We start from the raw sequence: 13754 nt of genomic DNA on the forward strand, positions 1-13754 counted from the left end.
AGATATGACAACAGGTGTTCGTCATTCGGATTCTCCGACCCCGCGGCCCGCGCCGCACCCCCGGCCGCCGCCACCGGCCCCGACTACCCCCTCAGCTCGGCCTCGATCAGGTCCGCGGCCCGCCGGGTGCCGCCCTCGGCCCGGCCCGCGGCGGACAGCTCCGCCAGCCGTCCGGGCACCGCCGGGTCGCCGACCAGCTCCAGCAGCGCCGCGCGCAGCGCCTGCGCGGTGGCCTGCTCGGTGTCCAGCCGGCGGGCGACGCCGAGGCCCACCAGGGCGTCCGCGTTGGCGAACTGGTCGGCCGCCTGCGGCACCGCGATCATCGGCACGGCGTGGAACAGCCCCTCGCTGGAGCCGCCCATGCCCGCGTGGGTGACGAAGGCGTCCGCCTGGGAGAGCACCGACAGCTGCGGCACCCACCGGTGCACCTCGACGCTGCCCGGCACCTCGCCGAGCTCGGCCGGGTCGGTGTGCTTGCCGATCTGGAGCACGACGCGCCAGCCCGGCAGGTCGCCGAAGGCCTCCACGCAGGCCCGGTAGAAGGCGGGCCGGTGGGTGAAGGCCGAGCCGAGCGAGACCAGGAGCACCTTCTCGGCGTCCGCCGGGCGCTCCCACCGGCCCTGGTGGGCGCGGTCGCCGAAGCAGGGCCCGACGAAGCTGACGCGCCGCCCGTCGACCCGGTCGGCGTGGGGCTGCAGGGCGCGCGGGACGAGCGCGATGCACCGCTCGGGCCGGTTCTTGAAGGCCTCCACGTCGCGCTCCACCGCGCCGGCCCGGGCCAGCCAGTCGGCGAACCGGCGGTAGTGCTCGGGGCCGCCGGGGCCGCTGCGGATCGCCTCGAAGACCGCGGCCAGGTCCTCCTCGATGCCCTCCCAGCCGACGAAGCTGGAGGACAGCTGCACCACCGGCACGCCCAGCCGCTCGCCGAGCGCCCGGCCGGCGAAGCCCGCGATGTCGTAGAGCACCAGGTCGGGGCGGTCGTCCTCGAAGGCCGCCAGCAGGGCGGACCACATCGACAGCGTGTCGTCCAGGAACACGTCCTGGATCGCCACCGGCTCCTCCGGCCAGCCGGCCGGGTCGTCGGCGAGCGGCAGCCTGGTCCGGTACGGGACGAAGGCCGCGCCGGTGGACTCGACGACCTCCCGGAAGGACGGGTCGTTGACGTAGCTGACCCGGTGGCCGCGGGCGACCAGCTCGGCGATCACCGCGAGGCTGGGGTTGACGTGCCCGTGGGCCGGGACGGAGACCATCAGGATGTGTGCGGGGCGGTTCACGGGCACCTCCGGGGACGGCGAATGAGACGAGACGTTGCGTCTCGCCGGGTCACGACAAGACGATACGTCTCGTCTCACCGATCCGCATAGACTTTTCCCATGGCCACCAGATCCGCCCCCGACCCCGCCCGCCGCAGCGAACGCGCCCGCGCCGCCGTCCTCGCCGCCGCCACCGAGCTCGTCGCCGAAGTCGGCTACGGCAAGCTCACCATCGAGGCGATCGCCGCCCGGGCCGGCGTCGGCAAGCAGACCATCTACCGGTGGTGGCCCTCCAAGGGCGCCGTCGTCTTCGACGCCTTCCTCGCCGCCAACGAGAGCGGGGGCGGCCTCGCCCTCCCCGACACCGGCGACCTCGCCGCCGACCTGCGCGCCGTCCTGCGCCCCACCAGCGACGAACTCGCCGACCCGGCCGCCGACCTCACCTACCGCGCGATCACCGCCGAGATCCTCAACGACCCCGCCCTGCGCGCCGAATACCGCACCCGGCTGCTCGACCCGCTGCTCGCCGTCACCCGCGACCGCCTCCGCAGCGCCCGCGACGCCGGCCAGATCGCCCCCGACACCGACCTCGACCTCGCCGTCGAACTCGTCTACGGCCCGATCCACTACCGCTGGCTGCACCAACTCGGCCCGCTCACCCACGAGCACGCGGACCGGCTGGTCGACGCCGCCCTGCACGCCCTCAACCCACCCGCCACGAACGACCGTTCGGGCCGCTGACGGCCAACCTCCCCGGCGCTGCGAGAAGTTCACCTCCCGACCCCGGCGAGACCCGTGCCCGGCGGGCCGCCCGGGGCTATCCTGGAGCGGTGGGGCCCGGGTGCCGATCCCGGCAGAACCCGGGGGAACCAACACAACGGTCGTCCGGGGGGCCCGTGTCGAACGAAGAAGCGGTCAAGACCGCCTGGCAGATCCATGGTGCGCTGACCGAGGTGACCGGCAGGGTCGACTCCAAGGCCTCCTTCGCGCTCACCATCGAGTCCGCCGCACTGGGCGCCATCGTCGCCCTGTCCGGCACCGGCACCACCCTCGGCCGTACCTCCGGCGGACTCCCCGCGACGGCCTTCTGGCTCGGCGTCGCCGTCCTCGCCCTGGCCGCCGTCGCCGCCGTCTCGGTCGTCGTGCCGCGCGGCGAGGGCAAACGGCCGAGCGACCCGCCGAACTACGTCTACTACGGCCAGCTCCGGCACTGGACCCCCGACCGGCTCGCCGACGAACTGCGGGACACCGACCTGCTGCCCGTGCTCAGCCGGCAACTCGTCGAGATGAGCCGGATCATCTGGGTCAAGGACCGCCGGGTCCGGCAGTCCCTGCTGCTCGCCGTGGTGGGCTGCGGCCTGGTCGCCCTGGCCGGACTGCTGGGATGACCACCGCCGGACGGGCCCCGGGCGGCCGTCCGCCGTTCTGGCAGCTCCTCGACGCCGGGGCCCGGCAACGGCTGCGCGCCTCCGCCCGCCCGGTCGACTACCCGGCGGGCGCCGCCCTCCTCCAGCAGCACGAACGCTCCGACCACCTGCTGGTGATCGAGCGCGGCTGCGTGAAGGTCCTGGTCGAATCCGGCGGCGGCTACCGCGCGATCCTCGCCATCCGGGGCCCCGGCGACCTGCTCGGCGAACAGGCCGGCCTCGACGGCGGCTCCCGCTCGGCCACCCTGCACGCCCTCACCGACGTCACCGCGCTGCACATCCCGCTCAGCCGGTTCGGCGCCGTCAAACAGGCCGACCCGGCCGTCGCGCACGCCCTCCAGCAGGTGCTCTCCGGCCGGCTGCGGGAGGCCGACCAGCAGCGCGCGGCCACCGGCTCGGCGGTCGCCCGCCCCCGACTGGCCGCGCTGCTGCTCGAACTCGCCGACCGCTACGGCACCCGGGCCCCCACCGGCGAGGTGCGGATCGCGCTGCCGCTCTCCCAGGACGACCTCGCCGGGCTCGTGCTCAGCTCCCGGCGGACCGTCAACCGGCTGCTGGAGGAGTGGCGGGAGGCCGGCTGGCTGCGCACCGGCCGCCTGGTCATCGAGCTGCACCGGCCGGAGGCGCTGGCGCGGCTGGCCCGCGGCGAGGGGGCACCGTAGGGTCCGTGCGTCAGATGCCCGTCTCCTCGCGCTGCGCCAGCCCGTACCGGGCCGCGATCGGGTTCCAGGCGTTGACGAAGGCCTTCTTGGCGGCGGTCGCCGCGTCGCTCTGCCGGGACGCCTCGTCGTGTTCCGGAGTGTCGGGATTCGCCGTTCCGGTGCATCCGACCTGGGTGTCCGCCCAGCGCGCGAACGCCTGGTCGGCCAGCGCCGAGGACTTCCAGGCCTGCTGGAGCTGGGCGGACAGCACCGCCGGCAGGGCCGAGGTGTCGAGATTCTGCAGACGGGTGACCAGGGCGTTCCGGTCCCCCGCCGCCCCGCGGAGCACCTGCGCGTCATAGCTGACGTTCCCGCACGAGCCGACGTCGTCGACCGCGCCGGAGATGGCCGTTCGGGTGCTGCTGCTACTGCCCAGCAGGACGTCGAGCGCCCTCGCCTGGGCCCCGGGGTCGGGCGGAACGACGCCGCCGCCCGTCGTACCGCCACCGCCGGTGCCGCCGGTCGGAGGCCGGTACGGCGTGGCGTAGGGCGTGGAGTAGGGCGTCCGGGACGAGGGGGTCGAGCGGTCGGCGTCGGCGTGGTCCTTGAGCGCCGAAACCCCCTGGACGCCACCCCAGACGAGCACGACGGCCAACAGCAGCCCGGCCAGCACCTTGCCCGGCCCCGGCGGGCTGTCCGGCGTCGACGGCCCCGGCGTGCCGGACTGTCCCGACGCGCCCGGCGGACTCGGTGGCGCGATCGTCCAGTCCGGCCCGTCCGGCCCGGCCGGAGGCGTCCGAAGGTCCGTGATGGCCCGCAGCAACGGCCCTTCCCACGCCGCGGGTTCGGGCCGCCCGGCGGGATCCCTCCCGAGCGCGGCGTCGGCGAGCCGGCCGAGGTCCGGCGAGAGCGCGGCGACCACCCCGGTGTCCCGGCCGTCCTGCTCCCCGGCGAGCAGCCGGACCACCAGCAGACCGAACTTGTACGCGTCCCCGCGCTCGGTGGCCTGCGGTTCGCCCTCGGGCAGGCTCCAGTCCGGGGTCTCCGCCTGCTTGAGCGCGTCCCGGCCCCGCACCCGCATCGCGTCGCAGTCGATCAGGAAGCAGCCGGGCTCCGCGCCGAGCCGGAACAGCACGTTCTTCGGCGAGAGGTCGCCCACCACGACGCCGAGCCGGTGCAGGCCGGCCAGGGTCCGGGAGAGGTCGAGCAGCAGCTGGAGCCGCTGCTCGTCGCTGATCGCGATCCCCACCCGGTTCAGGTAGCCCTCGTTGTTCAGCAGGAACTGGAAGCCGGCGAGGGTCCGGCCGGTGTGCGGCGAGGTGAGGAAGAAGTCGTCCGGGACGAGGCGCATCAGGATGCCGCAGCGGCCCCGGTCGTCCAGCACCACGGCGGCCGGCCAGGCCAGCCGCTCGCACAGCCAGCGCCCGGCGGCGTCGGCCAGCCCGGGCACGAACTCGACCATCGCGTCCAGCGCCGGGCCGTCCAACTCGCCCCGGCAGGCGGCGGAGTACTCCTTGTACGCCATCGGCCACTCGCCGTTGATCAGCCGGCCGGGCAGGTCCCAGACGGTGCCCTGGCCGCCCTGGCCGAGCTTGTCGCCCCTGGTCAGCCGCTCGACCCGGATCGCGGTCACGGCGCCGCCTCCACGGCCGAGGCGGGCCACACCACGAGCAGGGTGCGGTCGTCGTCGAAGGTCTCCCGGGAGAAGTCGAGCAGGTGGGCGAGTCCGCGCGGTTCCAGCGTGGGCGCCAGGTGCTCGGCGAAGAGCCGGCCGACCGGGCCGGTGCCGTCGCCGAGCGGGTCGCCGAAGCCGTCCGTGCCGACCAGCAGCCGGTCGGCGCCGAGCACCGTGGTGCGGTGCACCCGCGGGTCGGTCACCTTCCGGGGCAGCGCCTCCACCGCCGAGGAGGCCACCCCGCGACCGCCGCCCCCGCACCGGCCGGGGGTGATCCGGAGGAACCGGCCGCCCTGCGACAGCACCCAGGCCCCGGAGTCCCCGGCGCACACCAGCTGGATGTCCAGCCCGAGCGGGCTGGGCACCGCCACGCCCGTCACCAGGGTGGTGGCCATCAGGCGCTGCGCGGCCGCCGTGTCGTCCCGGGGCAGTTCGAGGATCTTCCTGGTCTGCGCGACCAGCTGGTAGGCGGCGTGGTGCAGCACCTCGGCCCAGTCCAGCCGTTCCGGGCCACGGCCGTCGCCCAGCTGCCGGGTGACGGTGTCCACCGCCGTCCGGCAGGCCAGGGTGGCGCCCAGGTGCGACTGCTCGGCGCCGGAGACGCCGTCCGCGACGGCGAAGACCAGCACCCCGGAGTCGTGCAGCGCGACCGCGGCGTCGTCCTCCCGGAGCCGTCCGTTGGCCCGGTGCGCGTAGCCGCGCACGGAGGCCAGCCGGATCCGCAGGTGCTCGCTGGACCAGCCGTCGAAGACGGTGTCCGGCCGGTACGAGGAGCCGGACGGCGGCCTGGGCTCGAACCGCTCCACCGGCCGGTCGAGTTCGATCGGCCCCCAGAACGGCCGGTACACCGAGTCGCCGCCCGCCCGGGCGACCGCCGGCGGCCGGACCGTCCGGACGGGCACGGGCAGGAACCCGGCGGCGTCCGGCCCGCCCGGGTTCGCCGCCGACTGCGGCACGGACGGCGGTGGCGGCGCGGCCCGGTGCTCCGGCCCGCCCGCACGAGGATCCGGGCTCACCGTCACACCACGTCGATCGCCATGCGGAAGCCCTCCGGCCGGTCCACCACCAGCTCCGCGCTGCCCGCGGCCAGCGACATGCCGGAGGCGACGATGCTGGTGGTCAGGGCCGCGCAGAACTTGGTGATGGCCGCGCCGATGTCGGCGCCGGGGATCTGGACGAAGGCGTAGTTGCGGTCGGTGGCGACGTTCAGGATGGTGGCGGCGTCCGCGGCGCCGATGCCGAAGGCGGCGATGTTCGGCGACTCGGGCAGGCTGCGCCGGTCGGTCAGCTTGCGGTGCACGCTCACCCAGTCCTCGTTGCTGTTGGGCTGGCCGTCGCTCAGGAAGAACACCGCGGGCCGGTAGACGGTGTACCCGGCCCGCTTCAACTCCCGGACGTCCTGGGGGATCCGGGTCAGCAGGTCGTCGAACACCGCCCGGTAGCTGGTGCCGCCGCCGTAGCTGGAGAGCACCGGCAGCTCGTCCTCCTCCCGCAGGTCGGCGAGGCTCATCCGCACCTCGATCCCGTTGGAGAAGCCGAGCACGGAGAATCTGATCTTCGCCGCCGCCATCGGCTCGGCCATCAACGCGCGGTGCAGGGAGGCCAGGCCGGAGTTGAGTTCGCCGAGGACGGGTGTCATCGATCCGGATTCGTCGGCGACCACGTACATCGGGATCAGGTTGCCGCGGTTGTCCGCCATGGTCAGGGACTGCCTCTCGGTTCCGGGCGCCCGGGGCGCCCGTTCGGATGGGTCGGGGGGGTCGGGGGGTCGGTACGGCTCAGCGGGCGCCGCCGAGCCGGCGCAGGCCGGGCGGGCACTCGATGAACAGGTCGAGGCGGCCGCCGGCCAGGCCGCGGCCCAGGTACAGCACGGAGTCGCGCAGCAGCGAGGCGAACCGTTCGGCGGCGGTGGGCAGGTCGAGCCCGGGCTCGGCGAGGAAGGCGAGCTCGGGCAGGTGGGCGACGGTCCGGATCTCCGTCTCGTCGGCCCGCCCTATGCCCACCGCGATGATCGTCGGGTGGCCCGGGTTGGCCACCGGATCGGTCAGCGCCCGCAGCGCCTCGCGCCACCGGGCGGGGTCCTCCTCGCAGGGCCCGCCGAACAGCACGAAGAGCACCGGGCGGTGCACCACCGGGTGCTCGGTCTTCAACCGGGCCAGGTCCTGCGCGACGAGGGCCCGCAGCCGTTCGAGGGCGAGGTCGTGCCGGGCGCCGGCGCGCACCGTCAACTCCGGCATCACGGTGGTCCACTCGACTGCGGCCAGCGGCAGGTGCAGCACGGTCTCCCCGGCCGCGCCGAGCACCGCGAGCCGCAGCCCGGCGGCCGACTCCGGCGGGGTGAGCAGGGCCGAGTGCAGGCCGCGCAGCGCGTTGTTGAGCCCGGGCAGGCAGCCGGCGACGGCCGCCGACTCGTCGATCAGCAGGTAGATCGGCAGCACCCCGGTGACCGGGCCGCCGCCGGACGCGAGGTCGCCCGGCCCGTTCGTGACCACCGTCCCCACCAGCGGCGAGTGGACGCCCGCCCCCGACTGCGCGGCGCCCGGCGGGACGGCCCCGGGCGCGGGCCCGATGACGGGCGGCGGCACGGCGGTCCGGCCCGAGGACGCGGCCGGCCCGCCCCACCGGACGGGCGGCAGCGCCGAGCCCGTCCCGCCCGGCAGCGTCGCGCCCTGCACCCGGTTGAGCGCCTGCTGCCGGATCACCTCGACGTCGGCCGGCTGGATCAGCTTGCTCTGGACCATGAACCGGAAGACCTCGACGGACCGTTCGTCGAACTGCTCCTGCCGCGCGGTGAGCGCCGCCTCCCACTTGGTGCGCATCTCGACGGCTTCACCGGCCCGGTCCGGGTGTTCCAGCATGAACAGCGTGATCAGTCGGTTGACGTCGAGGTCGCCCTCGCCCAGCAGCCGGCGCCGCTCCTCCTGCAGCTCCAGCCGGACGGCCTGTTCACGCCGTTCGCGGGCGAGCCGGCCCTCCAGCTCGATCCCGTCGATCACCTGCTTGCCGTGCGCCTCGCCCTCGGCGAGCCGCTGCGCCGCCTCGGCCAGTTGCCGGTCCCGGTCGGCCTTGGTCAGGTTCTCGATGTACGTGCGGGCGGCCTCGTCCAGGCGCAGGTCGACCACGCAGCGGTAGATGGTGATGCCCTCCGGCAGCATCATCTCGCGGGCGCACTCGTGGTTCATCCGCAGTTCGGCGAGGTCGGCCTGGTGGATCGAGTAGCCGCGGGCGATCACCCGCAGGACGGCGGCGATGTGCCCGTAGACCACGACCAGCGCGTCGGTGACGTTGCGCCGCACCACCTCCACCGGGTCGTGCACCCGGAAGCCGACATCCACCACGGCGTCGAAGCAGTGCGCCTGGTCCTGGGAGGGCAGCGGCCAGCTCTTCAGGTGCGCCTTGCGCCGGTGGTCGCTGAGGTCGACCTCGTACCTGGTCCGGTACTTGCTCATGAACTGCTGCGACCAGCTGAGCGGCCGGCCCTGGAACCACGCCAACTGGCCGTCGTAGGAGGCGTACACGGCGGCGGCGCTCGGTTTCAGCGCCTTCACCGGGCCGGACAGGCCCCGGGGCACCGGCTCCTCGCTGAGGATCAGCGGCAGGGTGGGGGTCATCTCGCGCTCTCCTGTCGGTCCAGTTCGGCGGTGACGGCGGCGGTGGTCCGGTTGAACGGGGTGATGCTGTGCGGACCGGACCAGTCGACGGCCTGGCGGCGCAGGATGGTCGCGGTGCGCCGGTCACCGTCCGCCAGCGCACCGACCAACCGGACGAAGACCTCCCGCAGCGGCGGGTCGACCTCGGTCAACCGGGCCCACAGCTGCAGCACGACCTCGGCGACCGCACGGTGGACGGGGTGGGCCTCGTTCAACGCCGCTCGCCAGAGTGCGACGAACGGGGCGCGCAACGCCGGCTCCCGGTCGGCTTGGACCAGCAGGCCGGGCCAGTTCGGCATCACGGCCGCCTCGGCCAGAGTTTCGGTCTCGACCACGAACTGCTCGTTGACCGACATGAACGCCAGCAGGACGGCGTAGCGGGCCCGGTGGTCGGCGAGTGCGGTGTGCAGCCGACCGAGCACCACGGCGGCGAGCCGGCCGTCCTCGGTGAGGATGTCGCTCAGGCTGTCGCCGACCGCGAAGGCGATGTCGAGGTCCTCGTCCACCACGCAGAGCCGGGCCAGCGCGTCGATCGCGACCAGCGGCTCGCCACCGCCGAGGCTCACCGCGTACACCCGGGCCGCGGTGGCCTGCCGCAGCGGGTTGGACGCCTCCGCGAGCCAGCCGGCCGCCAGGTTCCGCACCCGGCCCCGCAGTTCGGGGTTCTGGACGCACACCTTCAGGGCGTGCGCGACGGCGGTGCGGCGAACCGCCTCGGGGGCGCCCGCCCAGCCGAAGAGCTTGTGGTCCAGCAGGTACTGGAAGGACCGGTCGGCCAGCACCCCGAGCGCGACCCCGGCGTGCGTGCGGACATGCTCGGAGGGGTTCTCGACCAGCTCGTCGAGCCAGTCCAGCAGCACGCTGTGCAGCGGGAACTCGGTCCACGCGTGCTGGATCAGCCGGCGCGGATAGCCCGGGTCCTTGAACCGCAGGCCCTCTGCGGGCACCCGCCCGTGGGGGCTGTAGAGCCGGACCGGCACCGCCTGGGCGCGCAGCCGGGCCAGCCGCCGGCGGCGCGGCACCTGGTACGGCTCGCGCACCCGCGGCAGGTGGCCGTCCGCGGTGGCCAGCACGGCATAGTCCTCGACGCCGAGCCTGCGGTACAGCCCGCGGGCGGCGGCGGCCACGTCCTCCTGCGGGAGGCCGTTGAGCACCGCGAGGGCGACGGCGTAGCAGCGCAGGAAGGGGTCGTCCAGGTTCTCGACCCAGATCTCGAAGTCCTCCTCACCGCGCCGGGCCAGCTTCTCGCGGACCAGGTCGAGGTCGGGCGCGCCGCTAGCGGTGGCCTCGGCGGCGTCGGCCAGCGCGGCCGCGAGCTCGGCCGCCGCCCGGCAGGCACCGTCCGCGGCCAGCTGCTCGTTGATCAGCTCCGCCACGCCCCGGCGGCTGAGCAGCAGGGTGGCGACGGCCTCGCCGAGCCGCCAGTCCAGGTGCCTGCGGACGATCGCGGCGGGCTCGGGCGGGTCGGGCAGGTCGATGACGTGGCCGAGGAGCTCGGGATCGACCAGCCCGCTCTCCTGGTCGACGGTCAACACCAGCCGGGCCCCGGCGCGGTGCAGGGCGCCGTCGAGCGCCCGGACCAGCGGGCCGTCCAGGGTCGCGCGGTCCTCCGGTTGGTCCACCAGGTAGCCGACCGGCTCGCCGGGCCCCTCCTCGGCGTCGGCCTCCAGCCGCGCGGCGAGCGCGCCGAGGTCGGTGGTGCGGTCCAGGTGGTACGTCCGGTCGACGGAGCAGCCGAGCAGCAGCCGCAGCGCGGCCGTGGTCTTGCCGGAGCCGGCCGGGCCGCGCAGGATCGCCAGCGGGCGCCGGCCGAACGCGGCCCGCACCTCGGGCCAGCCGGCCGGCTCCGCGAAGGCCTTGCGCACCTGCTCCAGGACGAGCGGGGAGACCAGCCGCAGCGGGGCCCGGCCACCACCGACCAGGAAGACGTTCTTGTCCCCGGCGACCAGGTCGCCGTCGATGCTGGCGAAAGCGTGCCGCACGGTGTCGTGGCGCAGCATGCCCTGGGCGAACCGGGTGGCCCTGGCACGATCCCGGTCCGCATCGTGAGCCGGGTCCCCGGCTGCGCGCTCGCCGCCGGGGCTGCCGGAGCCACCGGGGTCGCCGGACGACCCGCCGCCGGCGCCGTCGCCGGCGGGCGGGCCGTCCGGGGCGGGCCCGTCCGACCCGGCGGCGGGCGGTGCCGCCGGGCCGGGCGCCGGGCCCGCTCCCCCCTCGGCCGGCGGAACCCCCGTTACCGCCGGCCCCGCGTCCCCGGGCGTCGTCATCGACGGCCCGGGGAGTTCGGTGCCTGGTGGACGTTCTTGTCGCCGGCCACCGCGTCGCCCCGCACGTCCCCGTGGATCTCGAATACCACCCGCGCCGCCGGGGCGGCGGGCTGCGGCTCACCGGCAGGCTCGTCCGCCTGGCTGCTTTCCGGCCCGGCGTCGAGCCCGGGCGGCGCCGGGTAGCCGGGCACGGTGATCCAGCCGCGGGCGGGGAGCCCGTGCTTGACCTCGAAGTCGGCGGGCAGGTACGCCGCCGGGTCGACAGTGCGGTACTCGTGCCGCACGACACCCCGGTAGACCTCGTCCGAGACGATGAACGCCAGGTTGGCCCGCCGGGCCCGGGCCAGCACCGCGCGCAGCGGCGCGGCGTCGACCAGCCGGAAGGTCCAGTTCACCGCGTCCCCCGACCAGCCGTCGGCGTCCCGGCTGACCAGCCCCTGGTGCAGCGCGACCCGCAGGCGCAGGGCGTGCGCCGGACTGAACATCCGCGCCTTCTCGGCGAGGCCATCGTCCAGCGCCCGGATCAGCGCGCCGGCCAGCAGCACCGGCGGGACCTGCGGCTGCACGAGGATCAGCACGCCGTCCCCGCGGTCCTCGGTGGCGACGGCGTCGGCCGGCAGGCCGGCCTGCGCGAAGGCCTCCCTGAGCACCTGGTACATCGCGTCCCGCAGCGACCGCTGGACGGGGTCCGGCCGCGTGCTGAACGCCTCGATGTCGAGCACCACGATCCAGTGGTGCACGGCCGCCAGTGTCATTCCGCCCTCCCGGATCGGCGTCGGCCCGTACCCCATTGGTACGCCACCCGGGAGCGCGCTTCTACGCCAAATGGCGCACTGACCGCGCTTTCTGACACGTCTTCAGGGGCGACTGGCCTGCAGGCACCGGCCAGGGTACGAAGCAGATCCGGGCGTGCGACCGCGCTTGTCCGGATCGTTACCGCACTCCCCCCGCGACCGACCCGCACCACCCCGGCGCGCACGCCCCCGCGCACACCGCCCCACCCGCGCGCCCCCGGGGCCCGGCCGTCGGACCACCGCCGCCGGACCCACCGCCGTCCGGCCCGCCGCCGTCAGAGCACCGCCGTCAGACCACCGGCGGCGAGGCCGGGCCCGCCAACCCGACCGCGACCAGCGCGCGCATCGCGCTCGCCGCCTGCCCGAGCGGCAGGGTGGCGTCGTCGGCGAACAGCTCGACCAGCCAGCCGCCGGCCGGGTTCCGCCCGCCCGCCGCGACCATGCCCCGGTAGCCGGAGACCACCAGCATGGCCTCCTCCGCCGGATCGTTGCCCGCCGCGCCCGCGCGCAGCGCGAAGGCCCCACCGCGCACCGCCCGCCGGGTCATCGGGTAGTGCCGCAGGTCGAAGACGGCGTCCGGCGCCTCGATCTGGGCGCGCGCGGTCTCGGCCCGCGAGCTGCTGGGCCCGCTGGTCATCCGGTAGACGGCGTGCTGCGCGGTGCGCATCAGCTGCGAGCCGGGCGGCACGTACGAGACCCACCAGCCGACCGCGTCCAGCAGCCGGGCGGAGGTCTCGGCGACGACCACGAGCTTGCCGAGGGTGTCGGCGGGGTGGACGGCCTTGGCGGCCGCGGCCCGGTCGAGCGCGGAGAGGACGGCGGTGAGCAGCTGGCCCGGGTCGGCGCTGTGGGCGGCGCCGCGGAAGCGCCGCCGGTCGCCCGCGCCGGCCCGCCCGGTGGGCCCGCGCCGGCCGTCCGCGCGGCGGTGCGGGTCGGCGGCGTCGGCGAGCAGCACGGTCGGGTCGGGCGAGAAGCCGGGGCCGTGGCTGCGCCCGGCGACGACGGGGTGCGCGGCGCGGGCGGCCTTGGCGCGGTACTGGGCGGCGTCGGCGAGCCGGAACAGCCGGTCGGGCGTGGTGACCGGCCCGATCGAGTCCCCGGTGGAGGCGACCCCGCAGGCGACGCCCTCGCCCTCGGCCAGCGCCAGCGCCCGGGCGCACAGCTCCTCGGCGACGGCGACCACCTCGTCCGCCTTCTGCCCCTCCACGAGCAGGCAGAACTCGTCGCCGCCGAGCCGGGCGGCGAGGCTGCCGGGGAGTTTGGCGGCGGCCAGCGAGAGCTGGTGGGCGAAGCGTTCGAGCAGCCGGTCGCCCATCTCGTGGCCGAGCTGGTCGTTGACCCGCTTCAGCCCGTTGACGTCGCAGACGACCAGCGAGACGACGGTGTCGTCCCGGTTGTGCGCGGCCAGCGCGCTCTCCAGCCGCTCGTCCACCGCGCGCCGGTTGGCGAGGCCGGTGAGCGGGTCGGAGAAGGCGAGCCGGCGCAGGTCGGCCAGGCGTTCGGTCTGCGCGAGGCCGGCCGAGACCTGGGCGGCGAGCAGGGTGGCGTAGTCGGCGTCGGCGTCGGTGAACCCGGGCATCCCGAGCGAGCGGGCGAGGTACAGCTCGCCCCAGGCCTGCCCGTGCAGCACGATCGGCGCGACCACGCAGCAGGCGCGCCCGCGCCGGCGCAGTGCGGCGGCGCGTTCCTGGCAGTACGCGCCGGCGGTGGGGTGTGCGTGCCCGGCGTGCGGTTCGACGCTCTCGGCGGTCTGCACCCAGGCGCGCGGCAGCCGCCCGGTGGTCCAGCGCTCGTCCAGGTACGTGACGATCTCGGGGAAGTCGGCGACGGGGTAGGACTCGTCCTCGGGGAGCTCCTCCTCGCCGGGCGCGAGCTCGCCGTGGTTGACCAGGACGCGCAGCCGGCCGGACTCGCGGTCCCACACCGAGACGGCGGCCATGGTGGCGCCGAGCGCCTCGGTGGCCCGGGCGGCGGCGGCCCGGACGGCTTCCAGCGGAGTGAGCGCGCCGGCCATGTCCTGGGCCAGCTCGACCACGGACTGCAGCCG

General features: G+C 75.4%; 10 protein-coding genes and 1 pseudogene. 3 read left to right on the forward strand and 8 right to left on the reverse strand.

Annotated features, from left to right (window positions below; translation table 11 throughout):
• Positions 1-83: 83 nt before the first annotated feature.
• Positions 84-1250: a macrolide family glycosyltransferase gene (locus tag VM95_RS07955; protein ID WP_045693559.1), complete on the reverse strand. Its 1167-nt coding sequence runs from the start codon at positions 1248-1250 to the stop codon at positions 84-86.
• Positions 1251-1373: 123 nt separating this feature from the next.
• On the opposite strand from VM95_RS07955, the gene VM95_RS07960 reads away from it, so the two are divergent.
• The 3 genes from VM95_RS07960 to VM95_RS07970 all read left to right on the forward strand — a co-directional run bounded on the left by VM95_RS07960 (position 1374) and on the right by VM95_RS07970 (position 3342).
• Complete coding sequence (locus VM95_RS07960; RefSeq protein WP_045693422.1) at positions 1374-1994, forward strand: TetR/AcrR family transcriptional regulator; 621 nt, start codon at positions 1374-1376, stop codon at positions 1992-1994.
• Positions 1995-2149: 155 nt separating this feature from the next.
• Entirely contained in the window at positions 2150-2641 is a 492-nt protein-coding gene (locus tag VM95_RS07965; protein ID WP_052707200.1) for a Pycsar system effector family protein, read from the forward strand.
• A complete protein-coding gene (locus tag VM95_RS07970; protein WP_045693425.1) occupies positions 2638-3342 on the forward strand; it encodes a Crp/Fnr family transcriptional regulator in 705 nt (234 codons plus the stop codon). The genes VM95_RS07965 and VM95_RS07970 overlap by 4 nt, the downstream gene beginning before the upstream one ends.
• A 10-nt stretch (positions 3343-3352) precedes the next feature.
• Here the strand turns inward: VM95_RS07970 and VM95_RS38625 are convergent, their stop codons facing one another.
• The 7 genes and pseudogenes from VM95_RS38625 to VM95_RS08005 form a co-directional block, all read right to left on the reverse strand.
• Positions 3353-4954 (reverse strand): hypothetical protein, encoded by a 1602-nt coding sequence (locus VM95_RS38625; protein ID WP_157882008.1) that lies wholly within the window; start codon positions 4952-4954, stop codon positions 3353-3355.
• The gene (locus VM95_RS07980; protein ID WP_157882009.1) at positions 4951-6012 is read right to left on the reverse strand and encodes a protein phosphatase 2C domain-containing protein; all 1062 of its coding nucleotides are present in this window, start codon (positions 6010-6012) and stop codon (positions 4951-4953) included. The genes VM95_RS38625 and VM95_RS07980 overlap by 4 nt, the downstream gene beginning before the upstream one ends.
• Before the next feature lie 2 nt (positions 6013-6014).
• The gene (locus VM95_RS07985; protein WP_045693429.1) at positions 6015-6695 is read right to left on the reverse strand and encodes a vWA domain-containing protein; all 681 of its coding nucleotides are present in this window, start codon (positions 6693-6695) and stop codon (positions 6015-6017) included.
• 79 nt (positions 6696-6774) lie between these two features.
• Entirely contained in the window at positions 6775-8607 is a 1833-nt protein-coding gene (locus VM95_RS07990) for a vWA domain-containing protein (protein ID WP_045693431.1), read from the reverse strand.
• Entirely contained in the window at positions 8604-10646 is a 2043-nt protein-coding gene (locus VM95_RS07995) for a hypothetical protein (protein WP_045709529.1), read from the reverse strand. Before VM95_RS07995 ends, VM95_RS07990 begins: the two co-directional genes overlap by 4 nt.
• 263 nt (positions 10647-10909) lie before the next feature.
• Positions 10910-11668, reverse strand: coding sequence for a hypothetical protein (locus tag VM95_RS08000; RefSeq protein ID WP_052707202.1), 759 nt, complete (start codon positions 11666-11668; stop codon positions 10910-10912).
• A gap of 919 nt (positions 11669-12587) precedes the next feature.
• A pseudogene (locus VM95_RS08005) lies at positions 12588-13721 on the reverse strand (GGDEF domain-containing protein); the annotation flags it as partial.
• Between the last annotated feature and the right edge of the window lie 33 nt (positions 13722-13754).

Source organism: Streptomyces rubellomurinus (assembly GCF_000961885.1).
GTDB classification, from domain to species: domain Bacteria; phylum Actinomycetota; class Actinomycetes; order Streptomycetales; family Streptomycetaceae; genus Kitasatospora; species Kitasatospora rubellomurina.